The organism is Actinomadura roseirufa (genome assembly GCF_900659635.1).
GTDB classification, from domain to species: domain Bacteria; phylum Actinomycetota; class Actinomycetes; order Streptosporangiales; family Streptosporangiaceae; genus Spirillospora; species Spirillospora roseirufa.
Window position 1 is genome coordinate 39,555 of sequence record NZ_CAACVB010000012.1, and the last position, 26,516, is coordinate 66,070.

At 73.8% G+C, this 26,516-nt stretch carries 23 protein-coding genes; 14 read left to right on the forward strand and 9 right to left on the reverse strand.

Annotated elements, in window-relative coordinates:
- Positions 1-20: 20 nt before the first annotated feature.
- Positions 21-410: a hypothetical protein gene (locus E1291_RS04605; RefSeq protein ID WP_131736277.1), complete on the reverse strand. Its 390-nt coding sequence runs from the start codon at positions 408-410 to the stop codon at positions 21-23.
- A 561-nt stretch (positions 411-971) separates the two neighbouring features.
- On the opposite strand from E1291_RS04605, the gene E1291_RS04610 reads away from it, so the two are divergent.
- On the forward strand, positions 972-1,538 hold the full coding sequence (locus E1291_RS04610) for a hypothetical protein (protein ID WP_131736278.1): 567 nt from the start codon (positions 972-974) through the stop codon (positions 1,536-1,538).
- On the opposite strand, the gene ppk2 is transcribed toward E1291_RS04610, so the two are convergent.
- Positions 1,502-2,305 carry a polyphosphate kinase 2 gene (gene ppk2, locus E1291_RS04615; protein ID WP_131736279.1) on the reverse strand — a complete coding sequence of 268 codons (804 nt, stop codon included), beginning with the start codon at positions 2,303-2,305 and terminating at the stop codon, positions 1,502-1,504. The genes E1291_RS04610 and ppk2 overlap by 37 nt on opposite strands.
- Positions 2,306-2,422: 117 nt before the next feature.
- Here ppk2 and E1291_RS04620 point away from each other — a divergent pair, with 117 nt between their 5' ends.
- Positions 2,423-3,433, forward strand: coding sequence for an Acg family FMN-binding oxidoreductase (locus E1291_RS04620; RefSeq protein ID WP_242613943.1), 1,011 nt, complete (start codon positions 2,423-2,425; stop codon positions 3,431-3,433).
- Between the two features lie 7 nt (positions 3,434-3,440).
- Here E1291_RS04620 and E1291_RS04625 read toward each other — a convergent pair whose 3' ends face one another.
- From E1291_RS04625 to E1291_RS04635, 3 genes are all read right to left on the reverse strand, one after another.
- A complete protein-coding gene (locus E1291_RS04625) occupies positions 3,441-4,940 on the reverse strand; it encodes a bifunctional aminoglycoside phosphotransferase/ATP-binding protein (protein ID WP_131736280.1) in 1,500 nt (499 codons plus the stop codon).
- Positions 4,941-4,952: 12 nt separating this feature from the next.
- Entirely contained in the window at positions 4,953-5,396 is a 444-nt protein-coding gene (locus tag E1291_RS04630) for a universal stress protein (RefSeq protein ID WP_131736281.1), read from the reverse strand.
- A 104-nt stretch (positions 5,397-5,500) separates the two neighbouring features.
- The gene (locus tag E1291_RS04635) at positions 5,501-5,932 is read right to left on the reverse strand and encodes a pyridoxamine 5'-phosphate oxidase family protein (RefSeq protein WP_131736282.1); all 432 of its coding nucleotides are present in this window, start codon (positions 5,930-5,932) and stop codon (positions 5,501-5,503) included.
- Between the two features lie 276 nt (positions 5,933-6,208).
- On the opposite strand from E1291_RS04635, the gene E1291_RS04640 reads away from it, so the two are divergent.
- Positions 6,209-7,117: a glutathione S-transferase C-terminal domain-containing protein gene (locus E1291_RS04640; RefSeq protein WP_242613944.1), complete on the forward strand. Its 909-nt coding sequence runs from the start codon at positions 6,209-6,211 to the stop codon at positions 7,115-7,117.
- Positions 7,118-7,187: 70 nt separating this feature from the next.
- Here E1291_RS04640 and E1291_RS04645 read toward each other — a convergent pair whose 3' ends face one another.
- From E1291_RS04645 to E1291_RS04655, 3 genes are all read right to left on the reverse strand, one after another.
- Positions 7,188-7,646, reverse strand: a complete 459-nt coding sequence (locus tag E1291_RS04645; protein WP_131736284.1) for a cupin domain-containing protein — start codon at positions 7,644-7,646, stop codon at positions 7,188-7,190.
- 221 nt (positions 7,647-7,867) lie between these two features.
- Positions 7,868-8,302, reverse strand: a complete 435-nt coding sequence (locus E1291_RS04650) for a winged helix-turn-helix transcriptional regulator (protein ID WP_131736285.1) — start codon at positions 8,300-8,302, stop codon at positions 7,868-7,870.
- Between the two features lie 77 nt (positions 8,303-8,379).
- Positions 8,380-9,414 (reverse strand): LLM class flavin-dependent oxidoreductase, encoded by a 1,035-nt coding sequence (locus E1291_RS04655; protein WP_131736286.1) that lies wholly within the window; start codon positions 9,412-9,414, stop codon positions 8,380-8,382.
- A 207-nt stretch (positions 9,415-9,621) separates the two neighbouring features.
- Here E1291_RS04655 and E1291_RS04660 point away from each other — a divergent pair, with 207 nt between their 5' ends.
- From E1291_RS04660 to E1291_RS04705, 10 genes are all read left to right on the forward strand, one after another.
- Positions 9,622-12,357, forward strand: coding sequence for a family 78 glycoside hydrolase catalytic domain (locus tag E1291_RS04660; RefSeq protein ID WP_131736287.1), 2,736 nt, complete (start codon positions 9,622-9,624; stop codon positions 12,355-12,357).
- Positions 12,358-12,454: 97 nt separating this feature from the next.
- Positions 12,455-13,429 (forward strand): ABC transporter permease, encoded by a 975-nt coding sequence (locus tag E1291_RS04665; RefSeq protein ID WP_131736288.1) that lies wholly within the window; start codon positions 12,455-12,457, stop codon positions 13,427-13,429.
- A gap of 5 nt (positions 13,430-13,434) precedes the next feature.
- Positions 13,435-14,352 carry an ABC transporter permease gene (locus tag E1291_RS04670; protein ID WP_131736289.1) on the forward strand — a complete coding sequence of 306 codons (918 nt, stop codon included), beginning with the start codon at positions 13,435-13,437 and terminating at the stop codon, positions 14,350-14,352.
- On the forward strand, positions 14,349-16,067 hold the full coding sequence (locus E1291_RS04675; protein ID WP_131736290.1) for a dipeptide ABC transporter ATP-binding protein: 1,719 nt from the start codon (positions 14,349-14,351) through the stop codon (positions 16,065-16,067). The genes E1291_RS04670 and E1291_RS04675 overlap by 4 nt, the downstream gene beginning before the upstream one ends.
- A 35-nt stretch (positions 16,068-16,102) precedes the next feature.
- Positions 16,103-17,740, forward strand: coding sequence for an ABC transporter substrate-binding protein (locus E1291_RS04680; protein WP_207400555.1), 1,638 nt, complete (start codon positions 16,103-16,105; stop codon positions 17,738-17,740).
- Positions 17,737-19,881 carry a hydantoinase/oxoprolinase family protein gene (locus E1291_RS04685; RefSeq protein WP_207400556.1) on the forward strand — a complete coding sequence of 715 codons (2,145 nt, stop codon included), beginning with the start codon at positions 17,737-17,739 and terminating at the stop codon, positions 19,879-19,881. Before E1291_RS04680 ends, E1291_RS04685 begins: the two co-directional genes overlap by 4 nt.
- Complete coding sequence (locus tag E1291_RS04690; protein WP_131736292.1) at positions 19,878-21,596, forward strand: hydantoinase B/oxoprolinase family protein; 1,719 nt, start codon at positions 19,878-19,880, stop codon at positions 21,594-21,596. Before E1291_RS04685 ends, E1291_RS04690 begins: the two co-directional genes overlap by 4 nt.
- A gap of 52 nt (positions 21,597-21,648) precedes the next feature.
- Complete coding sequence (locus E1291_RS04695; RefSeq protein ID WP_165494961.1) at positions 21,649-22,872, forward strand: macrolide family glycosyltransferase; 1,224 nt, start codon at positions 21,649-21,651, stop codon at positions 22,870-22,872.
- Complete coding sequence (locus E1291_RS04700) at positions 22,869-23,753, forward strand: SDR family NAD(P)-dependent oxidoreductase (protein ID WP_131736294.1); 885 nt, start codon at positions 22,869-22,871, stop codon at positions 23,751-23,753. The genes E1291_RS04695 and E1291_RS04700 overlap by 4 nt, the downstream gene beginning before the upstream one ends.
- Positions 23,754-23,803: 50 nt before the next feature.
- Positions 23,804-24,205, forward strand: coding sequence for a TIGR03618 family F420-dependent PPOX class oxidoreductase (locus E1291_RS04705; protein WP_131736295.1), 402 nt, complete (start codon positions 23,804-23,806; stop codon positions 24,203-24,205).
- Positions 24,206-24,369: 164 nt separating this feature from the next.
- Here E1291_RS04705 and E1291_RS04710 read toward each other — a convergent pair whose 3' ends face one another.
- Positions 24,370-24,927 (reverse strand): NADPH-dependent FMN reductase, encoded by a 558-nt coding sequence (locus E1291_RS04710; RefSeq protein WP_131736296.1) that lies wholly within the window; start codon positions 24,925-24,927, stop codon positions 24,370-24,372.
- Positions 24,928-25,079: 152 nt separating this feature from the next.
- On the opposite strand from E1291_RS04710, the gene E1291_RS04715 reads away from it, so the two are divergent.
- Positions 25,080-26,516 (forward strand): MFS transporter (locus E1291_RS04715; RefSeq protein WP_131736297.1); only part of this gene is annotated, 1,437 nt, incomplete at its 3' end.

The following is a 26,516-nucleotide window of genomic DNA, read 5'->3' on the forward strand; positions in this document are numbered from 1 at the left end:
CGGATCAGCGGGCGAGCGTCCTATGAATTGCCGCCCGACCGGCAGTAGTACTGGTGCGCGGCCGTTGTGGAGGTGTTCGTCGCGTCGGTCACGGTGAGTTGCACGGTGTAGTACGAGTAGACGTTGCAGATGCCCGCGGCGTACAGCGTGTGCGGGTTGCCGTTGAGGATCGCCGTCCGCGTGATCCCGCCGTTGGTGACCGACCAGTTCCAGGTCGCCGGTTCCGTGCCGCCGCTCCACGTCGCGTCGCAGCTGAAGCTCGTCCGGCCGAGCTGCTCGCAGATCAGCGAGGTGATGGCCGGCGGGCCCGCGGCGTCCGCCGGCCGGACGGCGGCCGTGGTCGCCGCGACGGCCAGCAGCGTGACGGCGGATCCCACCGCGCATCTGCGAATCCGATTTCCGAATCTCATGGGGCGCTCCTCTTGTCTCGACTCTGACGAATGACCGGTCGACGGGGGTGGCGGGTCAGCTTTGGAGCCGGGAACTCGGCGTCAATCTAATCTCGCATCGGTGCCGCGTCCACAACGGTCGAACTGGAAATGGCCGTCCGGCGTGCGGTCGGTGCTCATGGATCGTTCCAATTCCAGAGGACGTTCCGTGCGCTGCGGAACCGTTGCCCACCTCTCCGTGAATTCCTCCAGCCCGGCAGCCTGTGCGGGAGAAGTGAGGAGACGAAAGTTCGGATGCGAATGTAGGGCAATATCGGGCGCTTGTTCCGGTGCGAACTGTCGGTCTGAAACGCGCTGGAGCGTCCGTCCGGAGCTGCTCGATGGAGGCCCGGCCGTGGACGGGGCGCCTCCCTACGGCGCGGGCCGGGCCGACGGCGGAGCGCAGGGGCATTAGGGCGGCGTTAAGCCTGGCGCCGGGTGCGCTAAGGGTCCATCAAGAGGGCTTATCTCGGTACGGCCCCGGCCGTTGACTGGGAGGCGATCCCCGCTGGGACGGGGTGCCGGACCCTCGGGAGGCTCGCGATGGATCGCCTGGAGTCGGCGGCCTGGCCGCTGGCCGCCGGTGTGCTGTGCGTGTTCGTCCTCGCGGTCGTGCTCAAGGACGCGGCGTGGCAGGTCGGCTTCGCGGCGGTGGCCGCGTCGGTCGCCGGGGCCGCGCTCGCCGCGTCGCCCGCCGTGGGCGCCGCCGTCGGCCTCGCGGGCTGGGCGTTCGTCACGGGGTTCGACGTGGGCAAGGCCGGGGAACTGTCGTTCACCGCCGACGATCTCCTCCGGGCGGCCGTGCTCGTCCTGCTGGGCGGCGTCGGGGGCGTCGCCGGCCGGTGGATGGCGGACTCCGCCGGCCGGGTGTCCGGCCGGCGCGGCTCGGACCTGGCGGCGCGACCCGCGAACGAGGCGCACCGGGTGCCGGAGCAGCGGCGGGGCCGGGTCGCCGACGCGCCCGTCCCTTTCGCCGAACCGGCCGCCGAGCGGACCGGCCGGGTCCGCCCCGGCGGTGACCGCGCAGCCGACCCCGTGGGCGGCGAGGAAGACCCGGCCCTCCGGGGCGAAGGTCAGGTGGACAGGCCGGCCGAATGGTCGGGGACGTAGGTCTGCATGTCGCGGGGCGGCCGCTCGTACCCCTTGGCGGCGGGGCGTTCCGGCAGGTGGAGCCGGGGCCGCTCCACCTCGTGGTAGGGGACGGTCGACAGCAGGTGGGCGATCATGTTGATCCGCGCCCGCCGCTTGTCCTCGCTCTCCACGACGTACCAGGGCGCCTCGGGGATGTCGGTGTGCAGGAACATCTCGTCCTTGGCGCGGGAGTAGTCCTCCCAGCGGGTGATGGACTCCAGGTCCATCGGTGACAGCTTCCAGCGCCTCATCGGGTCCTCGAGGCGTTTGCGGAAACGTCGCTCCTGCTCGGCGTCGCTCACCGAGAACCAGTACTTGCGCAGCAGGACGCCGTCCTCGACGAGCAGGCGCTCGAAGATCGGGCACTGGTGCAGGAACCGCATGTACTCCTGCTTGGTGCAGAACCCCATGACGCGTTCGACGCCCGCCCGGTTGTACCAGGAACGGTCCAGCAGCACGATCTCGCCCGCGGCGGGCAGATGCTCGACGTAACGCTGGAAGTACCACTGCGTGCGCTCGCGGTCGGTCGGCACGGGCAGCGCCACGATGCGGACGACACGGGGATTGAGGAACTCGGTGACCCGCTTGATCGTGCTGCCCTTGCCGGCCGCGTCCCGTCCCTCGAACACGACGACGAGGCGGACGCCCTCGGCGCGCACCCACTCCTGGAGCTTCACCAGCTCCTCCTGGAGGCGGGACAACTCCCGCTCGTACACCTCACGTGGCAGCCGCTTGACCTTGGTCATGAGTGATCCTAACTCCCGCGCCGCCCGGGGGACGAACGCTCGGCGACGGATGGACCTTCGGCCCTGTCGCAGGTCAGGGCCGGGTGGTGGGCTGGAGGGGAGAGAAGGGAGCGACCGATGCACAGTGCAGGCAAGGCCCCCGCCGAGATCTCGGACGCCGTCCGCGGCGCCGTCGGGGACGCCGTGCGGGCGCCGTCGGTGCACAACACCCAGCCGTGGCGGTTCGGTGTGCGCGGGACGCGGATCAGCGTGCGCGCGGACGTGGACCGCCGCCTCGGCGTCGCCGACCCGGCGGGCCGGGAGATGCTGATCAGCTGCGGTGCCGCGCTTTACAACCTGCGGTTGTCGCTGCGCGAGCACGGCTACGAGCCGGCGGTGCGGCTGCTGCCCGACCCGGACCGTCCGCATCTGCTGGCCGACGTGGAGATGGAGGACGCGGAGGGGACCGTGGAACCGGCCGTCCACCGGGAGTACGCGCAGATCGGGCGGCGCCACAGCCACCGCGGCGGATTCCGCTCCGATCCGGGGCCGGAGGGCCTGCCGGGGGCGCTGCGGCGGGCGGCCGAGATGGAGGGGGCCCGGCTCGTCCAGGCCGTCGACCCGCATGTCAGGGGCGCTTTGGCCGCGCTCACCGACGCCGCCGAGCACGTCCAGCGGCGCACGCCCGCCTACGCGACCGAGATCGCCCGCTGGGCGCCGCCGCCCACGACGGCCCGCAGGGACGGCGTGCAACCCGCCGGCTACCCCAACCGGACGCCCCGGACCGAGCCGCACTTCCCGCCCCGGGACTTCGCCCGCGGCGAGGGGTGGGGCGTGGAGTCCGCGGGCGGCGGCGGAGAGGCCCAGGCCGGCATCGTGCTGCTGATCGTCACGCCCGAGGACGATCCCGAAGCGTGGCTGCACGCCGGGCAGGCGCTGGAGCGGGTCCTGCTGCTGGCCGCCGAGCACGGCCTCGCCGCCGCCTATCACACGCAGGCGCTGCAGGTCCCCGAGCTGCGCTCGTTCATCCAGGCCCACTTCTGCGGAAACGCCCATCCGCAGATGCTGCTGCGCCTGGGCGTGCCGGAAGGAGAGGAACTGGCCAGCGTCCGCCGCCCCGTCGAGGAGGTCCTGATCGAGGAGATCTGACAGCGACCTAGTCCGGGGGGAGGACGGGGCGGCGGGGCCAGACGTGGTCGGCGCCGTGAGGCCGGACGGCCCGAAGTGCTTTTTCGAGGGTCTTTGGAAGAAGGCCGGTGGTGTCGATCGAGGTGGCGTCCGGCCAGGCGTCACTCTGCGCGGCCATGATCGAGGCGATGCGGGCGTCGGCGTCGGAGGCGGTGCGCTTCCGGTCGCGGATGCGGTCGGCCGCGAGGTCCGCCGGGGCGTCGCAGCGCAGGGGGACCAGCCCGGCGTGCTCGTCCCGGGCCGCCGTGGCCGCCAGTTCGCGCTCGGGCGCCCCGGTCCACGAGGCGTCCAGGATCGCCGTCTCGCCCAGCCGGAGCAGCCGGGCGGCGCGCTCGATCAGCTCCCGGTAGGTGCGCCGGGTCCATTCGGGCGTGTAGACGCCGGTGCCGTACGGGGCGGCCGCGGAGGTCTCGGGTGGCAGCCCCGCGAGCTCCTTGCGGATGCGGTCACTGCTGAGCAGCGCGCAGCCGAGCCGGTCGGCCAGTGCGCCGGCCAGGGACGTCTTCCCCGTTCCGGGCAGGCCGCCGACGAGGATCAGGTCGACCTTCCCCGCGCGCAGGTGACGCAGGGCCACCTCGGCGTGGTCGCGTGCCTCCGCCGCCGCCCGCTCGTCCCCCTGCGCGTGGCGCAGGCAGGCGACCTTGGCGCGGACGAACGCGCGGTAGGCGACGTAGTGGTGGCGCAGCGAGGACGGCGCCGGATCGCCCGCGAAGCCGGTGTACCACCCGAGGAAGCGCTCGGCGAGGCCCGGGGCGCCGAGGCGTTCGAGGTCCATGGCGAGGAACGCGGCGTCGTCGAGCCCGTCCAGCCATCGCAGGCGTTCGTCGAACTCCAGGCAGTCCAGGATCCGCGGGCCGTCGTCCAGGCAGAAGATGTCGGTGGCGAGCAGGTCGCCGTGACCGTCCACGACCCGGCCGGCATCGATCCGGCTCTCGAACAGGGGCTCCCGGCCCTGGAGGAACGCGGTCGCGAGCTCCTCGATCTCGGTGGCGGCCGGGCCGTCGACGACCTGCCCGTGGAAGGGCCTGACCTGCTCGAAACCGTCGTTCCAGCGGGACCGCACGGCGTCCCGCGTCTCCTGCGCCGAGATCCGCGGGCCGCGCGGGGCGCGCGTGTGCCAGGCCGCCAGGATCCGCGCGGTGTCGCGGAGGGCGTTCTCGACCGGCTCGCCGGCCCGGACGAGGTCCGCCAGGCGCCGCCCGGCGGGCATCCGCCGCATCGCCACCAGATGGTCGCAGACTTCCCCGTCCGGGCCGCGCACGTCGGCGACCCCGAGGTAGACGTCCGGGGCGAACCGCCGGTTCAGCCCGACCTCCTCGTGGCACGCGCGTTCACGCAGCTCACGGGTACTGAAGTCGAGGAATCCCAGGTCGACGGGCTTCTTCAGCTTGTAGGCCCGGTCCCCGACGAAGAAGACGACACCGCTGTGGGTCTCGCTGACGGCGGCGTCGCCCGTGCGGCCGGTCATCATGCCGTGCCGTCAGACCGGTTCGGTGGGGGCGGTGGTCTGGTCGGCGCAGATCACGAGGGAGCAGCGCACCCGGTCGCGGACCTCGGGCACGGTGTCCCCGCCGAGCAGGTTGCCGTTCTCGGAGTGCGCCCGGGCGCCGACCACCAGCACCTCGGCGTGGGCCGCGGCCTCGGCGAGCGTCTCGCCGGGGGTGCCGTAGACGATCCGGAGCCGGGTGGTCAGGTGCTGCTCGCGGGGAACGACGTCGGCGACCAGCTCGCGCAGCTCCAGCCACTCCCTGGCGGTGCGCAGCACGCGCGGCGCCGTGCCGTGGCCGGGGTCCAGCACGCGGATGACCTCCAGGCGGGCGTGCCGCTCGTGGGCCTCCCGCGCGGCGCGGCGCAGCGCGGCCATCGAGTTGGGGGATCCGTCGACGCCCACGACGACGGTGCGGTGTTCGGGAACGATCTGCATCGGTGACCTCCCTGAGTCGCTTACAGCCTGGCAGCCGGCGTGCTGGGAGGGGCAGTGCCGGGCGTCCCCGGCCGCCGGGACCTTCGGCCCGTCCGGCGCCGGCGTCAGATCCGCTCGCGGGCGACGCCGCCGCGGTGGACGGGGATCCTGCGGCCGGTGACCTCCTGGATCGTGAGCCGGACGAGGAACGGCTTGGCCGAGCGGTCCCACGGGGTGAGGGGGAGCCCGCCGAGGCGCCGGATCTCCGCCGGATCGGTGACGATCTCGGCGGGGCCGGTGACGACGACGCTCCGGGCGGTGCGCAGCGCGGGTTCGAGGTCGTCGGCCTCGAAGGTGAGCGGGCGGCCCGCGCGGACGGCCTCGAGCTTGGCGCCTTCGGCGGTGCGGAACACCACGGCGTCGCCGTCCAGGACGAAGTTGACCGGGAGGAGGGCGGCACGGCCCGTGCCGTCGGCCCACGCGACCCGGCCGACCTGGACCTCGCCGAGGAGTTCGCGGCAGGCGGCCTCGTCCAGCTGGGTGAGGGCTTCGTTCATGAGTGCCTCGATCCGGAGTGCCACTCCGAAGAAGGGCGGTGAACCGGCTGATGTCCTCTTCCATCTTGCCCCACGCCCGTCCTACTCACCTCGCGGGGGCCGCCGACGGCGGAGCGTCCCAGATTTAGGATAAAAACAGTAGGAATAGTTGATTATCGGCCGTCCCCATGGTTCGCTATGAGCATGCCTCTTTCGACGGAACCGGCCGATGCCCCCACCTATGCCGACGCTGTGGACCTGGAAGTGCACGGTGTTTACGGAGCCAACGCACTGAGTGTGAAGAAAGGCGGCTGGAATCGCCCTCGATACCCATTCCAGGGACGGATCACCGCCGACGGATCGAGTGGATACCGTGCCGAGCCGGGCCGCTACCACCTTTACATCTCGCACCGCTGCCCGTGGGCGCACCGCAGCGCCATCGTCCGCCGCCTGAAGGGCCTTGAGGACGTCGTCTCCCTCTCGTACGTCGATGACGAGCGGGACGGGCGCGGCTGGGCGTTCCGGGAGAAGCGCGGCGCGGACCCCGTCAACGGATTCCGGTTCCTGCGCGAGGCGTACGAGGCGACCGAGCCCGGGTACGAAGGTCACGTGTCCGTCCCGGTGCTCTGGGACCGGGAGAGCGGGCGGATCGTCAGCAACAACTTCCCCGACATCACCCTCGATCTCGGCACCGCGTTCGAGGAATGGGGCGACCCGGACGTCCGGCCCTACCCCGTGGAACTGCGGGAGAAGATCGACGAGCTCAACGCCTACATCTACGACAACGTCAACGAGGGCACCTACCGGGTCGCCGGCGCCCACACGAACGACGCCTACACCGAAAAGCGCCGGCGCGTGATCTCCGCCCTGGAAACGCTGGACGAGCGGTTGTCGGACCGCCGTTTCCTGCACGGTGACTCGATCACCGAGTCCGACGTCCGGCTGTGGGTGACGCTGGCCCGGTTCGACCTGACCTACAACCCCTTCGCCAAGATCAGCGAGCGCCGGCTGACGGACTTTCCGAATCTGTGGGCGTACGCCCGCGATCTCCACAGCCTGCCGGCGTTCCGCGAGACCACCGACTTCGGCGCGTTCTCGCACCTCGGGCCGCCGTTCCTGGACGAGGCCGTGACGAACCGCATCGAGGTCGAGCCGTACCGGGCCGACTGGGACGAGCCGCAGGACCGGGCCTCACTCGCCCGCTGACCGGCGCGGCGGGGGCGGGCCGTCCCGCCCCCGCCGGCGCGGGCGCCCGCCGGGCCCCGCGGCGCGGCCGTCACTTCTCCGCCGGGCGCTCCACGTCCGCCCAGAGGCTGGGCAGGTTGACCACGATGCCCTCCTGGGTGCTGCGCGCGATCACCACGACCGCCTCGTCGTCGGGGGAGGGGTTCTCCTCGCGGTGCGGGAGGTAGGGCGGGACGAAGATGTAGTCGCCCGGCCCGGTCTCCACCCGGACCTCCTCGTCGCCGTCGGCGAAGACGAACACCGGATGCCCGGACACGATGTAGATCGCCGTCTCCGCCTCGCCGTGGTGGTGGTCGCCGGAGCTGGTCGCGGGCCCGACGTGCGTGCGGCCCATCCAGAGCCGTTCGGAGCCCACGCTCTTGCCCGAGATCGCCTCGTACCTGCGCATCCCCGGGGTCTGCGCGGTGTCACCGCCCAGATCGGCGCCGCGCACATGCTCGATGCGCCCATGCCACGCCGCCGTCCCCCGGGCCTGACCGCCGTCTCCCATACCCTGTGCTCCCATCGTCCCTATGCCGACCTGCCCAACGGATCGCCCACGATCCCCGAGGGATCGAGACCCGCTGCCCTGAACCGTCACGCGAGCGCGCGACCTGACCGGCGGGGCGATGCCGAAGGCGAGCCCCGCCGGGAAGATCGCGAAGCGATTCGCGCTCGCACAAGCCCGGTCACGGAGCGAGCGCCAGCGAGCGCAGTGGGCCGGGATCGCAGTCAATCCAGCGAGCCGCCGGGCGAGCGTTCCCGGGCCGGTCTCGCGATGAACGCCCCACCCTCGTTGTCGTCGTAGGCGGCGCGGGCGGCGGTGATCTTCTCGTGGTTGTTCTCCGCCCAGGCCGACAGGGCCCGGGTGGAGGCGAAGAGCTCCTCGGCCACGGGCGTGGCCGTGTACTCGACCTGCGGGGGGACGGTGGGGTGGACGGTCCGGATGATGAGGCCGTCGCGTTCGAGGGTCCGCAGGGTGAGGGTGAGCATGCGGCGGCTGATGCCCGGAATCGAGCGGTGCAGCTCGGCGAACCGGATGGGGCCGTCGCTCGCGGCCGCGATGATCGCGATTCCCCATTTGCTGCCGACCCGGTCGAGGGCGTCGCGGAACGCAGCGCACGTGTCCGGCTCGACGTCGTCGGGCAGCCGAGATCCTGCGGCCATCGGGCCCCCTTCCCAGGTGCGGACGTTTCACCCTGACACGCGATCCACCGCGCGGGCAAGCCGTCCCCCCGGTCCGGTCAGCCCGGCGGGTCGGGCAGCGCGGCCCGCAGCGCCGGGGCCACCTCGGTGGCGAACAATTCGAGGGAGCCCCAGTGGTCCGCCTCGGACAGCCCGTCCGAGTCGACGCTGAAGACCGTGAGCGAATGGCCGAAGATCTCGTGCTGGCGATGCACCTTGTCGATCACCTGTTCCGGGCTGCCGACGAGCGCGGGGGAGTGTGCGACGAACTCCTCCACGGTGGGGTGGGAGGGCCCGCCGCCGAGGCTGCGCTGGAGGGCGGCGTGGCGTTCGTAGGCGGGGCGGTGGGCGGCGATCGCCGCCTGTGAGGTCTTCGCCACATGGAAGGCCGGCGTCCCGGCGCCGGTGAAGAGCCGGTCGGCGGGACGGCCGTGCCGTGCCCACTCGGCGCGGTAGTGCTCGACGAGGGGGCGCGCGCTCTCGCTGGAGGCGCCCGCGTTGGAGAACACCACGGGGTCGCCGTACTCGGCGGCCAGCGCCACCGACTCCGGCGACGACGAGCTGCCGTGCCAGATCCGGGGCCGCCCGCGCGGCGGGCGGGGCAGCGTCCGGACGCCGTCGAGGCGGGGCCGCCGCCCGGCGGGCCACGACACGCTGTCCCTGGTCCAGAGCTCGTGCAGGAGGCTGAAGTTGTCGCCCAGCGCGGGCCGCTGCTCCGCGGGGGTGAGGCCGAACAGCGCGCCGCCCGGTCCGGCGCCCTTGCCCACGATCAGCTCCAGCCGCCCGCCGGACAGGTGGTCGAGGGTCGCGTAGTCCTCGGCCACGCGCACCGGGTCGAGCATCGACAGCAGTGTGACGCCGGTGAACAGCCGGATCCTGCTGGTCAGCGCGGCGACGTGCGCGAGGACGACCGGCGGCGCGCTGGACAGGAACGGCCAGTGGTGGCGCTCGCCGACGCCGAAGCCGTCGAAGCCGAGCTCCTCCATGCGCACCGCGGTGGCGACCGTGCGCCGGAAGCTCGCCCCCGCCGCGGACGCCTCGTCGTCGCCCGCGGATTCCAGATGGCGGATGGGCGCCACACCGAAGAACTTCACTTTCGTTACCGCCGCATTTCCGTTCGTGCCCGCCGCGTTTCCGTCCGGACGGAACAGGGGGGAGTTCGCCTTCTTCTACGGTCGCCAAACGTACGCGGCGGAGAGCGCCGGGAAAAGAAGGAACATTGCTGTTACCACCCTGTCCCGTGTTTTCCTGAGCGAACCTGCGATCCAGCTCGGGCCGCCGGAATGGGTGAGGGGTGAGACGTGTCCGCGCCGACTGATCTGCGGGTCGAGCACCGCGCCGCGCCGCTGGGGCTGACCACGCGGGCGCCGCGGCTCAGCTGGCGGCTGCCGCCGGGCACCCGGGTCCAGCGGGCCTACCGGATCCGGGGCATGGCGGGCGGCCGGCCCTGGGAGACGGGGTGGAGCGGATCGGACCGGAGCCTGTTCGTTCCCTACGGCGGGCCTCCGCTCGCGTCCCGCCAGGCCGTGCGGTGCGCCGTGCAGGTCCGGACCGACGCGGGCCAGAGCGCCTGGTCCGAGCCGGTCGAGTGGGAGATGGGGCTGCTCGCCCCGGACGACTGGGTGGCGACCTGGATCGGGCCCGCGGAGGCGGAGGTGCCGCCGCCGGGCTTCCGCCCCGGCTACCACCTGCGCGGCGAGTTCACCGCCGGGCGGGGGATCGTGCGCGCCCGGGCCTACGTCACGGCGCACGGGCTGTACGAGCTGTTCCTCAACGGTGCGCGCGTGGGCGACGCCGAGCTCACGCCGGGCCTCACCGCCTACCGCGACCACCTGCACGTTCAGGCGTACGACGTCACCGGGCTGGTCCGGGAGGGCGGCAACGTGCTCGGCGCGGTGCTCAGCGACGGCTGGTTCCGCGGGCGCACCTGCTACCACCGCCTTCCCGACGGGTTCGGCGACCGCACGGCGCTGCTGGTCCAGCTGCACGCCGACCACGAGGACGGGACGACGACGGTGGCCGGGACGGGGCCGGACTGGCGGTCGGCCGTCGGGGCGACCAAGGCCGCGGACCTGTTCGACGGCGTCGCGGTCGACCTGCGCGACGAACCGGCCGGTTGGAGCGATCCAGGCCCGGCGGCGGCCGGTGACTGGTCGCCGGTCGAGGTGCGGGAGCGGGTCACGGCCCGGCTGGTGTCGTCGCCCGCCCCGCCGGTGCGGCGGCTGCGCGAGCTGCGGCCCGTCGCGATCACCCGTCCGGCGCCCGGTCGGCAGGTGATCGACTTCGGGCAGAACATCGGCGGCCGGGTCCGGCTGTCCGACCTCGGCCCGCGCGGCACGGAGCTGTCACTGACGCACGCCGAGGCGCTGCGGCCGGACGGCGACGTCGACACCTCCAGCGGCGAGGCGACGCTGCGCTGGTACGCGCCGCCGCGCGGGGTGCAGGGCGACCGGGTGGTCTCCGGCGGCCGGGAGGGCGGGGCGTTCGAGTCGCGGCACACCCGGCACGGCTTCCGCTACCTGCGCGTCGACGGGCACCCCGGCGAGATCGCCGCCGACGATGTCGTCGCCGTCGCGGTCGGCTCCGACCTGCCCCGCACGGGCTGGTTCCGGTGCAGCGACGAACGCGTGAACCGGCTGTACGAGATCGCCCTGTGGACCTACCGCAACCAGGCGTGCGACATCCCGACGGCCGAGATCACCAGGGAGGTCTCGGGGTGGACCGACTGGGGCTGGAACATCCTCGGCGCCCGGCTGCTGCACGACGTGTCCGGGCTGAGCGTGAAGTGGCTGGCCGACCTCGCCGCCGACCAGTGGCCGGACGGGACCGTGCGCAACTACGCGCCCGATCCCCTCGGCCCGGACAGCCTGACCGCGCGGTTCGCGATCCCGCACGGTCAGGCGGGGTTCGGGGACTCGGCCGTGACGGTGCCCTGGGAGGTCTGGCGGGCCTACGGCGACGAGGACGTGCTGGAGCGGCAGTACGCGTCGATGACGGCCTGGGTCGACCGCGTCGCGGCGGTGGCGCGCGATGAGCGGCATCCCGTCCGGCGCGCGGCGCGTCCCGTGCCGGCGTCGCACGAGGAGTTCCTCTGGGACACCGGTTACCACTTCGGGGAGCATCTGGAGCCGGGGCCGCCCAAGCGCCCGGTGACCCTGGGGAGGCGGCGGCTCGCCGGGCTGACCGACCTCGAATCCTTCACCGCCGCCGTGGTGGAGGAGATGAAGGCCCGCGACCACGCGGCCTTCGCGACGGCGTACTTCCACCGCTCCGCCCGGCTGCTGTCCCGGATCGCCGGTGTCCTCGGCCGGGACGGGGACGCGGCGCGGTACGCGCGGCTCGCCGTGAACGTCCGCGCCGCGTGGCAGGCCGAGTTCATCGCGGCCGACGGAAGCCTGACGTGCGACACCCAGGCGACGCATCTGCGCGCGCTGGCGTACGGCCTGGTCCCGGACGGGCTGCGCGCGCGGACCGCGGCCCGGCTGGTGGAGCTGATCCGAGCCGCGGGCACGCGGCCCGGCACGGGCCTGCCGACGACGCATCTGCTGCTGCCGGTGCTGGCCTCCAACGGCCACCTCGACCTGGCCTACGAGCTGCTGCTGCGCGGCGGCACGCGCTCCTGGATGTCGGTGATCGACAACGGCGGCACCACGTTCTGGGAGATCTGGGACGGCATGACCCCCGACGGCTCCACGATGCTGGCACTGAACATGCCCACGCGGGCGAGCGTGGTCGAGTTCCTGCACGGGCACGTCGCCGGCATCCGGCTCGACGACGACGTCCCCGCCTACCGGCGGTTCCGGGTCGCGCCCCAGCCCGGCGGCGGGCTGACCTGGGCCGAGGCGCGGTACGAGAGCCCCTACGGCCGGATCGAGGTCGCCTGGCGCACGGCGGGCGGCCGGTTCTCCGCCGAGGTCACGGTGCCGCCCGGCACGACGGCCCGGGTGGTGCTCCCGGGCGGGACGGCCGCCGAGGCGGGGCCGGGCTTCCACACCTTCGCCGAGGAGCCCTCGCCCGTGGACTCAGGGGTGGCATAGGGGGTTGCCAAAGGGGGTTCCACCGCACCTTCGACGGCAGCCTGGTGCACTGACCAGAATCGCCGGGGCCGCCGGCGCGAGGAGGGTTTTCGGATCGATGGCGCGGTATCTGTTGGGACGGGTGCTGCAGGGCGCGTTCGTGCTCTGGGCGGCGTACACGCTCTCGTTCGCCGTCCTGTTCGCGCTGCCGAGCGACCCGGCCGCGATCGTGGCCGGAACGAGCAACAGCGTGACGCCGGAGCAGCTCGACGCGCTCCGGCACGAGCTGGGCATCGACCGGCCGCTGACCGAGCAGTACCTGACCAAGCTGGGCGGGGCGCTGCACGGGGATCTCGGCCGCTCGACGCAGTCCGGCGAGGCGGTGTCCTCGGTGATCGGCGGGGCGGTGCCGCCGACGCTGGCGGTGACCGGCGCGGGGTTCGTCCTCGCGGTGGCCCTCGGCACCGGGCTGGCGGTGCTGGCCACCGTCACCGGGCACGGCCGGCTCGGGCGGGCGCTGCTGAGCCTGCCGCCGCTGGGCGTCGCGATCCCGTCCTTCGTCGTGGGGCTCCTGCTGCTGCAGTGGTTCTCCTTCACCTGGAACCTGTTCCCGGCCATCGGCGAGGGCGGCTGGCGCGGCATCGTCCTCCCGGCGGTCACCATCGCCGTCCAGCCCGCCGCGCTGATCGCGCAGGTCCTGGCCAAGAGCATGGGCGACGAGCTGGGCAAGGACTACGTGGACGTCGCGCGCGCCAAGGGCGCGGGACCGTTCCGGGTGAACGTCCGGCACGTGCTGCGCAACGCGGCGCTGCCCGCGCTGACGCTGACCGGGCTGCTGGTGGGCGGGCTGCTCACGGGCGCGATCGTGGTCGAGGCGGTGTTCTCGCGGCAGGGGCTCGGGCAGATCACCCAGGGCGCGGTGTCCGCGGAGGACCTGCCGGTCGTCCAGGGCATGGTGCTGCTGGGCGCGCTGGTCTTCGTCACCGTCAACATCGGCGTCGACCTGCTCTACCAGGTGCTCGATCCGCGTCTGGCGGTCGAACGCCGGACGGGCCGCAGGTCCGCGCTGTTCGCGTTCGCGGGCCGGGGGTGAGCCGGATGTCCGTCACCGACCTGGCCCCGCCCGCCGGCGGGCGGTTGCCCGAACCCGAGTCCGCGCGCGGGCCGGGGCTCCGCCTCAGGGCGGGCCTGCGCGGCCTGGCCGGCCTCCTGCGCCGCCGCCCCGGACTGGTCCTCTCCCTCCTGTGGGTGGGCGTGGTGGTCGTCGCGGCCGTCGCGCCGTCGCTGTTCGCGCCGGGCGACCCGCTGGCCGTGGACACCGCGGCGCGGCTGCGGGCGCCCTCGCCGGACCACCCGTTCGGCACCGACCGGCTCGGCCGCGACCTGTTCGACGAGACCGTGCACGGGACCGGCCGGACGCTGCCGGCGGCGGTGCTGGCGACGGTGATCGGCCTCGGCGCCGGCTCGGTGCTCGGCCTGCTGGCCGGGTTCCTGCGCGGCGCGGCCGATCTGGTGATCATGCGCCTGGTCGACGTGCTGCTGGCCGTCCCCGGCCTCCTGCTGGCGCTGATGCTGGTCTCGGTGCTCGGCAAGGGCGACACGGTCGACGTCGCCGTCGCCATCGGGGTGGCCGCGATCGCCAGTACGGCCCGGGTGATGCGCGCCGAGGTGCTGCGCGTGTCGGGGAGCGGGTTCGTGGAGGCGGCGCGGACGGGCGGGGCGCGCCGGGTGCGCGTCGTGCTGCGCCACGTCCTGCCGAACTCGATGGGCCCGGTGTGGGTGCTGACGATGCTGCTGTTCGGCGAGGCGATCCTCGGCGTGACCACGATGAGCTTCCTCGGGTTCGGCGCCCAGCCGCCGACGCCCGAGTGGGGCTCGCTCGTCTCGTCCGGGCGCGACTTCCTCGGCAGCGCGTGGTGGCTGTCGATCCTCCCGGGCACGGTCGTCGCGCTGACCGTGCTGGCCGCCAACCGGGTGTCGCGCGCGCTCGACGGTGAAAGGACCGGCCTGCGATGAGCCCGCATCTCCTGGAGGTCGACGACCTGGCGGTGCACTACCGCGCGCGGCGCTCGGTCGTCCGCGCGGTGGACGCGGTCAGCTTCACGGTCGGGGAGGGGGAGACGGTCGCGATCGTCGGTGAGTCCGGCTCGGGCAAGTCCACCACGGCGTACGCGCTGCTCGGCCTGCTCCCGCGCTCGGCCGCGCCGGCGCGCGGGCGGATCGTCTTCGCCGGCCGGGACCTCGTGGGGCTGCCCGAACGGCGCTGGCGCGAGCTGCGCGGCCGTGAGATCGCGCTCATCCCGCAGGACCCCGGCACGTCCCTCAACCCGGTCCAGCGGATCGGCGCGCAGGTCGCCGAGGCCCTGCTGCTGTCGGGGGAGGCCGGTGAGGGCGCCGGCCGGGACGCCGTGCGGGCCCGCACCCTCGAACTGCTCGCCGACGCCGGGCTTCCCGAGCCGGAGCTTCGCGCGCGGCAGTATCCCTCGCAGCTGTCGGGCGGCATGCGCCAGCGGGCCCTCATCGCGATCGCGATCGCGGCCCGGCCCCGGCTCATCGTGGCCGACGAGCCGACCAGCGCGCTCGACGTCACCGTGCAGCGCCGCATCCTCGACCACATCGGCGGGCTGATCCGCGCGTCCGGCACCAGCATGCTGCTCATCACCCACGACCTCGGCGTCGCGGCCGAGCGCGCCGACCGCATCCTGGTGATGCGCTCGGGCTCGATCGTGGAGCAGGGCGCCCCCGAGGAGGTGCTGGCGAACCCGCGCGACCCCTACACCAGGACGCTGATCGAGGCGGCGCCGAGCCTGTCCGGGGCGCCGCGCCCGCGCCGGGCCGGGCCGGCGGTGATCCCCGGTGGAGCGCCCGGCGACCCGTTCGCCGAGACGTCCCCCGACCTCGCGGCGCGGACGGGGCAGGACCGGGCCGACCCGGCGCCCGGCGGACCGGACGAGCCCGTCGTGCGCGTCGAGGGCCTGGTCAAGGAGTTCCGGCTGCCCCGCTCCTCCGGCGCCCCGGGCACGGTCCGGGCGGTCGACGGGGTGAGCTTCGCGATCCCCCGGGGCCGCACCTACGGGCTGGTCGGCGAGTCGGGATCGGGCAAGTCCACGACGGCGCGGCTGATCCTGCGGCTGGCCGAGCCGACCGAGGGGCGGGTGCTGCTCGGCGGGGAGGACGTGACCCGGACGCGGGGCGCGGCGCAGCGCCTGCTGCGCCGCCGGATGCAGATCGTCCACCAGAACCCGTTCGCGTCGCTGGACCCCCGGCGGACGATCGAGCAGACCGTGACCGACCCGCTGGCGTCCTTCGGGCTGGGCTCGCGGGCGCAGCGCCGCCGCCGCGCGGCCGAGCTGGTCGACCTGGTCGCGCTGCCGGCCTCGGTGCTCCGCCGCCGGCCGGCCGAGCTGTCGGGCGGGCAGCGGCAGCGGGTCGCGATCGCGCGGGCGCTGGTGCTCAACCCCGAGCTCGTGGTCTGCGACGAGCCCGTGTCGGCGCTGGACGTGTCGGTCCAGGCGCAGATCCTCGATCTGCTCGCCGCGCTCCAGGCGGAGCTCGGCGTGAGCTACCTGTTCATCTCGCACGACCTGGCGGTGGTCCGGCACATCGCCGACGAGGTGGGCGTGCTGCACCGGGGCCGGCTGGTCGAGTCCGGCCCCACCGAGGAGATCTTCGCGCGGGCACGGCATGCCTACACGCGCGAGCTGCTCGACGCGATCCCCGGCCGCCGCTGAGGCGGCCGGTACGAATGACAAGGAGAACCTGCCCCGTGTTCCGCACAAAATCGGTCGGAAATATTAAGATTGGGACGGCCGTCGCGGCCACGGCCCTCGCGCTGGCCGCGTGCGGCGGCGAGGCGTCCGGCGGCTCCGGCGAGTCCGGCACGCCGAAGCGGGGCGGCACGCTGACGCTCGCGCTTCCCGGCGACCCGATCAGCCTCTACCCCCGCGCCGTCACCCCGCTGGTCCGCGAGGTCACGCGGCCGATCGTGGACTCGCTGCTCGCGCTCGACCCCGCCACCAAGAAGCCGGTGCCCTGGCTCGCCGAGTCCTACCAGGCGAACGCCGACGCCACCGAGTTCACCTTCCACCTGCGCGCCGGGGTCACCTTCTCCGACGGCACGCCCCTGGACGCCAAGGCGGTCAAGGCCAACTTCGACGACATCATCGCCAACAAGGCGAAGGCCGTCGGGTCCACCGCCACGACGCTCCTGGACCAGGGCGGCTACAAGGAGACGGTGGCCGTCGACGACCGGACGGTGGTGCAGCGCTTCGCCAAGCCGTACCCGACGTGGCCGCTGTGGGCCGCCGGCGCCGGTTTCGGCATCCTCGCGCCCAAGACCCTGGCGCTGCCCTACGCCGACCGCTTCGACAAGGTCGTCGGATCGGGCCCCTTCGTCCTCCAGTCGTACGTCAAGAACAGCCAGGTGGTGCTCACCCGGCGCGCCGGATACCGGTGGGGGCCGCAGACCCGCAAGCACGACGGGGACGCCTACCTCGACAAGGTCGTCTACAAGGTGGTCACCGAGCCGAGCGTGCGCACCGGCGCGCTGAAGACCGGCCAGGTGCAGCTGGCCGGCGCGCTCAACCCCGCGGACATCGCACCGGTGCGCGGCGCCGGGTTCTCCATCGTCGCGCAGAAGATCCCCCGGCTCACCGAGGGCGTGGTGGTGACCGGCGCGGACCGCGCCCCGCTGAAGGAGGCGGAGGTCCGGCAGGCGCTGGTGAAGGCCGTGGACGCCAAGCAGGTCCGGGACACGCTGCTCACGCCCGAGTGGGGCGTGCCGACCAGCGTCGTCACCGCCGCAACGGTGGGCCACGCCGACCAGAGCGCGCTTCTCAAGCCGGACCCGGCGGGAGCGGCGTCCCTCCTCGACAAGGCGGGCTGGGCCCCCGGCGGCGACGGCATCCGGGCCAAGGGCGGCACCCGCCTCACCCTGAAGCTCGGCTGGCTCAACCGCGGCAACCCGTGGGACCAGCCGCTCATCGAGCTGCTCACCGCGCAGTTCAAGAAGCTCGGCGTGGAGCTGAAGCCGGAGCTGGCGACCCCGGCGCAGTCGGTGGAGGCGCTCCAGGCGCGCAACCGGTGGGACCTGTTCCTGTCCGGCGTCGCAGGCGGCCTCGACGCGGGCGTCGGGCTGCTCGGCACCTTCACCAGCACGCCGCCGAACTTCTACAACGTCCAGGACGCCGCGCTGCAGCCGCTGCTGTTGAAGCAGGCGACCACCACGGACCCGCAGGCCCGCGCCAAGCTGGTCGCCGACGCCCAGCAGCGCATCATCGGCGAGGGACTGTTCGTCCCGCTGGTGGAGGACACCGCCCTGGTGGCGGTGGGCAAGAAGGTGCACGGGTTCGTCCTGGACGCCGACTCCCGGCTGCCCGCCCTGCTGGACGTCTGGCTGTCGTGACCTATCGCATCGCCATCGACGTCGGAGGCACCTTCACCGACCTGGCGCTGCTCGGACCGGACGGCGTGGAGCTGGACCACAAGACCGGCTCCACGCCGCACGACCCGGCGGAGGGCGTCGTGGCCGGGCTGACCGCGCTCGCGGGACGGGCGGGGCTGTCGCTCACCGACCTCCTGCGCCGCACCGGCACGATCGTCCACGGCACGACCGTCACGACCAACGCGCTGGTCACCGGGACCGGCGCGCGGACCGGGCTGCTCACCACCGAGGGCCTGCGCGACGTCCTGCTCGCGCGGCAGGGCCACCGCGCCGGCCAGTTCGACTCCCGGTCGTCGCCGGCTCCGCCGCTGGTGCCCCGCCACCTGATCGAGACCGTCCGGGAGCGGGTGGACAGCACCGGCGCGGTGGCGACGCCGCTGGACGAGCAGAGCGTGCGGAGCGCGGCGCGGCGGCTGCGCGGCGCCGGCGTCGAGTCGGTCGCCGTCAGCTTCGCCTTCTCCTATCTCAACGACGCGCACGAGCGGCGCACCGCCGAGATCCTCGCGGCGGAGCTGCCGGACGTGCCGCTGTCGCTGTCCTCCCGGGTGGCGCCCGAGGTCCGGCTGTTCGAGCGCACCTCGACGACGGTGCTCAACGCCTACGTCGACCCGGTCCTGCGCGACCACCTCGGCCGTCTCGCCCGGCGGCTGGAGGCCCTCGGCCACACCGGGCGGGTGCTGATCGTCCAGTCCAACGGCGGGGTCGTCGGGCTGGCGGACGCGGCCGGGCGCGCCGTGCACACCCTGCTGTCGGGACCGGCGGGCGCGCCCGCCGCCGTGGCGGACGTCGTCGCCGAGCTCGGCGTGGCCGAGGCGATGACCATCGACATGGGCGGCACGAGCTTCGAGGTGAGCCTGTCGTCCGGCGGCGTCACCGGGATCACCACCCACGCCGAACCGGCCGGGCACCCGGTCTCGGTGCCCATGCTCGACATCGGCACCATCGGCGCGGGCGGCGGCTCGGTCGCCTGGGTCAGCGCGGGCGGCCTGCTGCGCGTCGGACCGGCCAGCGCGGGGGCCGACCCCGGCCCGGCCTGCTACGGGCGCGGCGGCGAGGCGGTGACGGTCACCGACGCCGACCTCCTGCTCGGCTACCTGGCGGGCGGGTTCGGCGACGGCATCGCGGCCTCGCGGGACGCGGCGGGCCGCGCGGTCGACGACCTCGCGCGGCGGCTGGGGATCGGCCGGATCGAGGCCGCGGCCGGCGTCCACCGCGCGGTCAACGCGGAGATGGCCGACAGCCTGCGGCTCGCCACCGCCCGGCACGGGCTCGACCCGCGCCGGCTCGCGCTCGTCGCGGCCGGCGGCGCGGGACCGGTCCACGCGGTGGAGCTGGCCCGCGACCTGGAGATCCCGCTCGTCGTGGTGCCGCCGGGCGCGTCGGTGCTGTGCGCGCGGGGCATGCTGCGCGCCGACCTCGTCCGCTACTACGTGCACACGCTGCTGGGCCGCGGAAATGGTCCGGGCGACGCCGGGATCGACGTCCTGGAGGTCGGCGCCGCGTTCGCCGCCCTGGAGGACCGCGCGAGGGCGGACCTCTCCGCGGGCGCGGCGGCCGCCACGGGCATCCGGCTGAACAGGCTGGCCGATGTCCGTTACGTCGGCCAGGTCCACGAGGTCACGGTGCCCTTCCCGGAGGCGCCCGTGGTGGAAGTGGTGGACGGGCCCGTGGTGGACGGCACGGTGGTGGACGGGCTCATCGAGCGGTTCCATCGCCTCCATGACCGGCTGTACGGGTTCGCGCAGCCGGAGGTGCCCGTGGAGGTGGTGAACCTGCGGCTGGAGGCCCGCGTGCCCACCGTCGGGCCTTCCCGCCTGCGCGGGCCGGCGGCGGCGTTCCCGGCGGGGCCGGCCGGGGTGCGGCGGGCGTGGTTCGACGGCGCCTTCCTGGACGTGCCCGTCCGGAACGTCGGATCGGTGCCCGTGGACGAGCGCCAGGAGGGGCCCGTCCTGCTGGCGGCCCCGGGCACGACCGTGGTGGTCCCGCCGGGGTACGCGTTCGAGGTCACCGGGAGTGGCACGACCCTGGTGTTCGGCGCGGACCGTGAGCGGGCCGAGGTACTGGCGGGGTTGAGCGGCGAGCTCGCGGAGGCGGTCCGATGACGGCGACGATCCTGGCGTCGGTGGTGGACAACCGGCTGCACGCGATCGCCGAGCGGATGGCCGAGGCGATGCTGCGGTCCTGCCGGTCGACGGCGTTCCAGAGCCGCGACTTCGTGACGGGGATCTTCAGCGCCGAGGGCGAGTGGATCGCCACCAAGGACTTCATCCCCGTCCTCGCGGGGTCGCTGCCCAGCGCCTACGAGGGCATCCTGGCCAAGTTCGCCGGGGACGTCGGCGAGGGCGACGTGTTCGTGCTCAACGACCCCTACCACGGGAACAACCACCCGCCGGACGTCACCGTCCTCAAGCCGGTCTTCCACCGGGGAGTGCTCCGGTTCTGGACCGTGACGAAGGGCCACCACGCCGACTCCGGTGGCAGCGGCGGGGAGGCGGGCTACAACCCGGGCGCCCGCGACTGCTACGAGGACGCGCTGCGGATACCGCCCGTCCGGCTTTACCGGCGGGGCGAGCGGCAGGACGACGTGTGGGACCTGATCCTGCTGAACCTGCGGCTGCGCGAGGCGGTGGAGGGCGACCTGCACTGCCAGATCGGCGCGGCCGCGATCGGGGAGCGCGAGCTGCTCGCGATGCTCGACGCGTTCGGCGTCGAGCCGGTCCTGGAGGCCGTCGCGCTCCAGCTCGCGGCCTCGGCCCGGCACATGCGGTCGGAGATCGCCCGCTGGCCGGACGGGGTCTACGAGGCCGTCCGGCACCTCGACGACGGGGGCGAGCACCACCGCGAGCCCATCGCGGTCCGGCTGCGCCTCACCGTGGCGGGGGAACGCGCGGTCTTCGACTTCACCGAGTCCGATCCCCAGGTCGTGGGCTACGCGAACTCGACCCGGGCCAACACCGTGGCCTCCACGCTCGTCGCGCTGTTCGGGGTGACCGACCCCGCGCAGCGGCGCACCGGCGGCGCGCTGTCGGCGATCGACGTCCTCACCCGGCCGGGCACGATCGCGCACGCCGTCGAACCGGCGGCGACGACGCTGTGCACGATCACCGCGTGCGAGGCGATCGTGGAGACGGTGTGGCGGGCGCTCGCCCGCGCCGACCCGGCGATCACGAACGCGGGCTGGTGCCGCGGCTACGCGTTCGCCGCCATCGGGGTCGACGAGCGGACGGGCCGCGCGTTCGGCGCCACCGGAGCGCTCAAGGGCGGCTCCGGCGCCACCCTCGGCTTCGACGGGTGGGACGCGATCGGGCCGCCCGTCGCCATGGGCGGGGGCCGGGAGGTGGACGTCGAGCTGCACGAGCTCGCCGCGCCCGCGACGATCCTGCACCAGGGATTCGAGACCGACTCGGCCGGCGCCGGCCGCTGGCGCGGCGGCCTCGGCGGCGTCTCGCGGTGGCGCATCGACCAGGACGGCGTCCGCGTCGTCTGCATCGGCTCCGGCGCGCTCACGGGGACGGCGCCGTACGGGCTGGCCGGAGGGCGGGCGGCCCCGGCGAACCGGAGCGTGGTGCACCACCGGGACGGGCGGGTCACGGTGCCGCGGACCAACAGCACGCTCGTGCTCGGCCGCGGCGACGTCATCGAGATCCACACCTCCGGCGGCGGGGGCTACGGCGACCCCCGGGAGCGTGCGCGCGAGGCCGTCCTCGCCGACGTGCGCGATGGACTCGTCTCGGCGGCCGCCGCCCGGGACGTGTACGGCCTGGACCCGGCGGAACCGGGCCCGGAACACGACGACCGAGCGAAAGGCGAGGCATGAGAGCGGCTTTCCCGCGGATGGACGACGGCGCGAGCCCGGTCCGGAGGATCCCATGACCCTGCACATCCTGGTTCTCGACATCCCCTCGAACGGGCACGTCCTGCCGAAGCTCGCCGTCGTGGACGAGCTGGTCCGGCGCGACCACCGGGTCACCTACGTGGTCGCCGAGCGCGTGGCCGACCGGGTGCGCCGCTTCGGCGCCGAGGTGGTCACCTATCCCTCGCTCGACCCCCTCGCCAGCCTGGCCGAGGACGACCCCGCGGCGGCGACCCGCGCGTTCTTCCGGGAGAACCTGGCGATCCTGCGGGCCGCGCGGGAGCACTTCGGCGACCTGCGGCCGGACGCCGTCGCCTACGACGAGGCCGCGTTCCAGGCGGGCCGCATCCTCGCCCGGACGTGGCACCTGCCGCCCGTCCTGCTGACCCCGAGCGTGGTCGCCAACGAGCACTACTCCTACTTCGACCACATGGAGCGGCTCGCGCCCGGCCACCGCCTGGTGGACCCCGTCGAGGAGATCACCGAGGAACTGCGCCGGCTCGGGCTCGCCGACCGGCCGGAGGACTTCCTGTGGAGCCTGCGCCGGGTCGAGGAGTTCACCATCTCCTTCATCCCGCCGCTGTTCCAGCCGGCGCTGGAGACCTTCGACCGGGAACGGGTCGTCTTCGTCGGGTCCAGCGTCGACAAGCGCGACTTCCTCGGCACCTGGGAGCCGCCGGCCGGCGGTGCCCGCGTGGCGCTGGTGTCCCTCGGCAGCGTGCGCAACGCCGACGGCGCGTTCTTCGCGACGGTGGCCGGCGCGTTCGCCGGGCGGCCGTGGCACGTCGTCGTGACGGTCGGGGACTCCCTCGGCGACGCGGAGGTCCGGCGGCTCGCCGAGATCGCGCCGAACGTGGAGGTCCACCGCTGGATCTCCAACCTCTCCGTGCTGGAGCACGCCGACGTCTTCGTGACGCACGGCGGCAGCGGCTCGCTGTTCGAGGCGTGGCACACCGAGACGCCGGTCATCGTCGTCCCGCCGGCCCCGGACTTCCTGCCCTACGCCGACCGGAACCGCGAGCTGGGCGCGGGCCGGGTGATCCCCCTGGACGAGCTGGAGGGGGAGCGGCTCGTCGCCGAGGCGGAGGCCGTGGCCTCGGACGCCGCCGTCCGCGAGCGCCTGCGGGAGCTGAGCGAGCACAACCGCGCCGCGGGGGGCGCCCGGCGCGCGGCCGACGCGCTGGAGACCTATCTGGGAAGCCCGGCGCACCCGGCGCGAGGCGAGCGGAGCCCCCGGTGAGCGGCGGCCCGCCCGCCGGGGCGGTGATCGTCACCGGTGCCGGGTCGGGGGTCGGCGCGAGCACCGCGACCGCGCTCGCCGGGCGCGGGTACCGGGTCGTCGCGGCCGTCCACTCCCTCGACCGCACCGCCGGCCTGGACGAGCTGGTCGCCCGGTCCGGCGCCGAGGTCGAGGTCGCCGAGCTGGACGTCACCGACGAACCCGCGCTGCCCGCGTTCACGGCCGGTGTCGTGGCCCGCCACGGCGGCCTGCACGCGGTCGTCAACAGCGCCGGCGTCACCGGCGTCGAGACCTTCGAGGACGAGGACCTCGCCAACTACCGCAGGGTCTTCGACGTGAACGTCTTCGGCCCGGTCGCGCTGTTCAAGAGCGCCCTCCCGTACCTGCGGGCCTCCGGCGGCAGGATCATCGCGGTCGGCAGCATCGCGGGCGTGCTCGGCCTGCCGTTCCAGGAGTCCTACTCCGGGTCCAAGTTCGCGCTGGAGGGGATCCTGGAGGCGTTCGCGCCCGTGGCGCGGCGCTCCGGGGTCGCCGTGTCGGTCGTGGAGCCGGGGCCGATCAGCACGGAGGCGGTCCGGCGGACGGACTGGATCCGGGTCTTCAAGGGAGCCGGTCCCTACGAGGGGCTTCTGCGGCAATACGTGGACAACGCCGCCGCGCTGCGGGGGACGCTGCCCGGGCTGCCACCGACCCAGACGCCCGCTGAAGTCGCGGAGGCGATCGTGGACCTGCTCGCCTCCGACGACCCTCCGTTCCGTTGTCCGACCGCCCCGGGAACGCGTCTTCTGCTCGCCAGGAAACTGGCCGACGTGAGCGGTGAGACGGTCGGCGAGGTCACCGGACGATGGCTGGACGCGGCCACTTCGGAAACGGCCGAATAGGGGGGTGATCAGGGGAACGCGGGGACCGCTCCGGCTTATACCTTGAGGCCATGGCTGAAAAACTCGATGAGAAGACCCGGGCATTCATCGACCGGAAGAATTTCCCCGTGGTCGCCACCGTGAACGCCGACGGAAGCCCGCATTCCTCGATCGTCCTGATCAAACGCGACGAGGACGACGCGCTGCTGTTCGTGACCCATGCCGGGTATCGCACCGAGCGCAACATCTCCCGCGACCCGCGGGTGAACGTGTCGGTGTTCGACATCGAGAACCCGATCACCTCGATCGAGATCCGCGGGACCGCGACGGTGCTCGAGGGCGGCGGCAAGGAACTGGCCGACGAGCTGACCCTGAAGTACCTCGACGAGGTGCACGACGTGGACGACGTCTCACGCGTGGTCGTCAGGGTCGTCCCGCACAAGGTCATCCCGTTCCCCAAGGACGCGAAGTGACGGACGGGCCGGGGCGGGGCCGGGGCCGCCGCCCCGGCCCGGCGAGGTGACAGGGCCGCGGGTCTCCCGGCCGTCCGGGACCCGCCTCGATGTCCTCTGAGAGCGGTCCGGGAACACGTGGGCGCGGGCACCTTCGCAGGTGCCCGCGCCCACGTGCCACGGGGTCAGGCCCGGACGGTGGCCAGCGCCTTCGACCAGGACTCCAGCTGGTTCAGGACGCGCTCCAGCTCGGCCTCGCGGTGCTCGAGCGGCGAGAACGCGGGGTAGGCCGGGAAGTCCCCCGGGATCAGGAGGGTGACCTGCGCGGCGACCGACGCCAGGCTCACCTCGGTCGCGACCTGCTTGAGGTGCTCGACGGCCCGGGCGCCGCCGACGGCGCCGTAGCCGACGAAGCCGACCGCCTTGTTGCCCCACTCGGCGTACACGAGGTCGAAGGCGTTCTTCAGCGCCGCGGGCGGGGCGTGGTTGTACTCGGGGGTGACCACGAGGTAACCGTCGAAACGGCGGACGACCTCGGCCCAGCGCTTGGTGTGCTCGCGCGCGTACTGGCCGACGGCCGCGGGGAGCTCCTCGTCGTAGAGCGGCAGATCCTGGTCGGCGAGGTCGACGATCTCGTATTTGGCATCGGCGCGCTTTGCCGCGATCCCGTGCACCCAGTCCGCTACGTCACGGCCGATCCGGCCCGGTCGCGTGCTGCCAACGATAATGGCGATGTTCGTCATCTGGCGTTCCTTGTCCTTTGGGTCTTCCTGAATCATTCACCAGCTTTCCCGGGGGCGGAAGAAGGCACTTCAATTTCCCGTGGTCACACGGATGTTCCCTCTACCGCGAACCGGTGCCGGCCGGAATGATCGGTGCCGACGAAAGGAACCGGATGGACGTGGTGGAGACCGCGGCGACGACGGCGCGCTCCCGCCGGGCGGCGCTCGCCGTCCTGGCCGCGGGCCAGCTGATGCTGATCGTCGACGGCACCGGGGTCGCGGTGGCGCTGCCCCGGATCCGGGCCGACCTCGGCCTGGCCGGCGCGCAGCTGTCGTGGGTGGTCAACGGCTACCTCGTCGCCTACGGCGGGCTCCTGCTGCTGTGCGGCCGCCTCGGCGACCTGCTGGGACGGCGCCGGATCTTCCTGTGCGGGATCGCGGTGTTCACCGCCGCGTCCGCGCTGTGCGGCGCCGCGGGCGGTGTGACGGGCGGCGGGACGGGCGGTATGGCGGTCCTCGTGGCCGCGCGGTTCGCCCAGGGCGTGGGGTGCGCGATGGCCGGCTCGGTGATCACCGGGATGGTCGTGGTGCTGTTCCCGGAGGGCCGCGAACGGGTCCGGGCCATCACGGTGATCGCGTTCGTCGCGGCGGGCGGCGGCTCGGCCGGCGCGCTCGGCGGCGGGGTCCTGACCCAGCTGTTCGGCTGGCGGGCGCTGTTCTTCGTCAACCTGCCGATCGGCGCGGCGCTGCTGGTCGCGGGCCGCCGCGCGCTGGCCCCGGACCGCGGCACCGGCTGGGGCGGCGGCGCCGACCTGGCGGGCGCCGCGCTGGTCACCGCCGGGCTGATGCTGCTGGTGTTCGCGATCGGCGACATCGGCCCGGACGGTTCGGGCGTGGAGCTCCCCGCGGCGCTGGCGGTGCTCGGGCTGGCGCTGCTGGCGGGCTTCGCGGTGCGCCAGGCGCGGGCCGCGGCGCCGCTGCTGCGGCTGTCGATCTTCCGGTCGCGCGCGCTGTCGGGCGGGAACCTGCTGCAGGCGCTGTTCGTCGGCGCGATGTTCGGCTGCCAGTACCTCGTCACGCTCTACCTTCAGGAGGCGCTGGGGCTCAGCTCCCTGGAGACGGGCCTCGCCTACCTGCTGGCCTCGGTGGTGATCGCGGTGACCTCGCTCGTCCTGGCCGAGCCGCTGATCGCCCGGTTCGGCGTGCGGCGGGTGCTCCTGGCGGGGGCGGCCGCGGGCGTGCTCGCGTTCGCCTGGCTGGCCCGGGTGCCGGTGCCGGGGAGCTTCGCGGTCGACGTGCTGCCGGGGATGTCGGTGCTGGGCGTCTCCGCGGGCCTGGTCCTCCCGGCGGCCACCGCGCTCGTCATGACCGGTGCCTCCGACCTGGACTCCGGGGTCCGCTCAGGGGTGACCGGCACCGCGCAGCAGGTCGGCGGCGCGCTCGGCCTGGCCGCCATGGCGGCCCTCGCCGCGGCGGGGGCCGGGGAGGCCGGGGACGCGGCGGAGCGGGCCGGCGGATACCGGCACGGCTTCGCCGCGGGCGGGATTCTCCTCGCCCTCGCCGTGCTGCTCGCCCTGGCACTGCCGCGCGACGACCGCGCCGCGGCTCAG

What these genes read in the sequence shown, in the direction of transcription:
- E1291_RS04665 (WP_131736288.1), top strand. Translation starts at nt 12,455, where the DNA reads ATGGCGCGGTATCTGTTGGGACGGGTGCTGCAGGGCGCGTTCGTGCTC.
- ppk2 (WP_131736279.1), bottom strand. Translation starts at nt 2,305, where the DNA reads ATGACCAAGGTCAAGCGGCTGCCACGTGAGGTGTACGAGCGGGAGTTG.
- E1291_RS04710 (WP_131736296.1), bottom strand. Translation starts at nt 24,927, where the DNA reads ATGACGAACATCGCCATTATCGTTGGCAGCACGCGACCGGGCCGGATC.
- E1291_RS04650 (WP_131736285.1), bottom strand. Translation starts at nt 8,302, where the DNA reads ATGGCCGCAGGATCTCGGCTGCCCGACGACGTCGAGCCGGACACGTGC.
- E1291_RS04675 (WP_131736290.1), top strand. Translation starts at nt 14,349, where the DNA reads ATGAGCCCGCATCTCCTGGAGGTCGACGACCTGGCGGTGCACTACCGC.
- E1291_RS04625 (WP_131736280.1), bottom strand. Translation starts at nt 4,940, where the DNA reads ATGACCGGCCGCACGGGCGACGCCGCCGTCAGCGAGACCCACAGCGGT.
- E1291_RS04610 (WP_131736278.1), top strand. Translation starts at nt 972, where the DNA reads ATGGATCGCCTGGAGTCGGCGGCCTGGCCGCTGGCCGCCGGTGTGCTG.
- E1291_RS04705 (WP_131736295.1), top strand. Translation starts at nt 23,804, where the DNA reads ATGGCTGAAAAACTCGATGAGAAGACCCGGGCATTCATCGACCGGAAG.
- E1291_RS04670 (WP_131736289.1), top strand. Translation starts at nt 13,435, where the DNA reads ATGTCCGTCACCGACCTGGCCCCGCCCGCCGGCGGGCGGTTGCCCGAA.
- E1291_RS04620 (WP_242613943.1), top strand. Translation starts at nt 2,423, where the DNA reads ATGCACAGTGCAGGCAAGGCCCCCGCCGAGATCTCGGACGCCGTCCGC.
- E1291_RS04695 (WP_165494961.1), top strand. Translation starts at nt 21,649, where the DNA reads ATGACCCTGCACATCCTGGTTCTCGACATCCCCTCGAACGGGCACGTC.
- E1291_RS04690 (WP_131736292.1), top strand. Translation starts at nt 19,878, where the DNA reads ATGACGGCGACGATCCTGGCGTCGGTGGTGGACAACCGGCTGCACGCG.
- E1291_RS04635 (WP_131736282.1), bottom strand. Translation starts at nt 5,932, where the DNA reads ATGAACGAAGCCCTCACCCAGCTGGACGAGGCCGCCTGCCGCGAACTC.
- E1291_RS04605 (WP_131736277.1), bottom strand. Translation starts at nt 410, where the DNA reads ATGAGATTCGGAAATCGGATTCGCAGATGCGCGGTGGGATCCGCCGTC.
- E1291_RS04630 (WP_131736281.1), bottom strand. Translation starts at nt 5,396, where the DNA reads ATGCAGATCGTTCCCGAACACCGCACCGTCGTCGTGGGCGTCGACGGA.
- E1291_RS04645 (WP_131736284.1), bottom strand. Translation starts at nt 7,646, where the DNA reads ATGGGAGACGGCGGTCAGGCCCGGGGGACGGCGGCGTGGCATGGGCGC.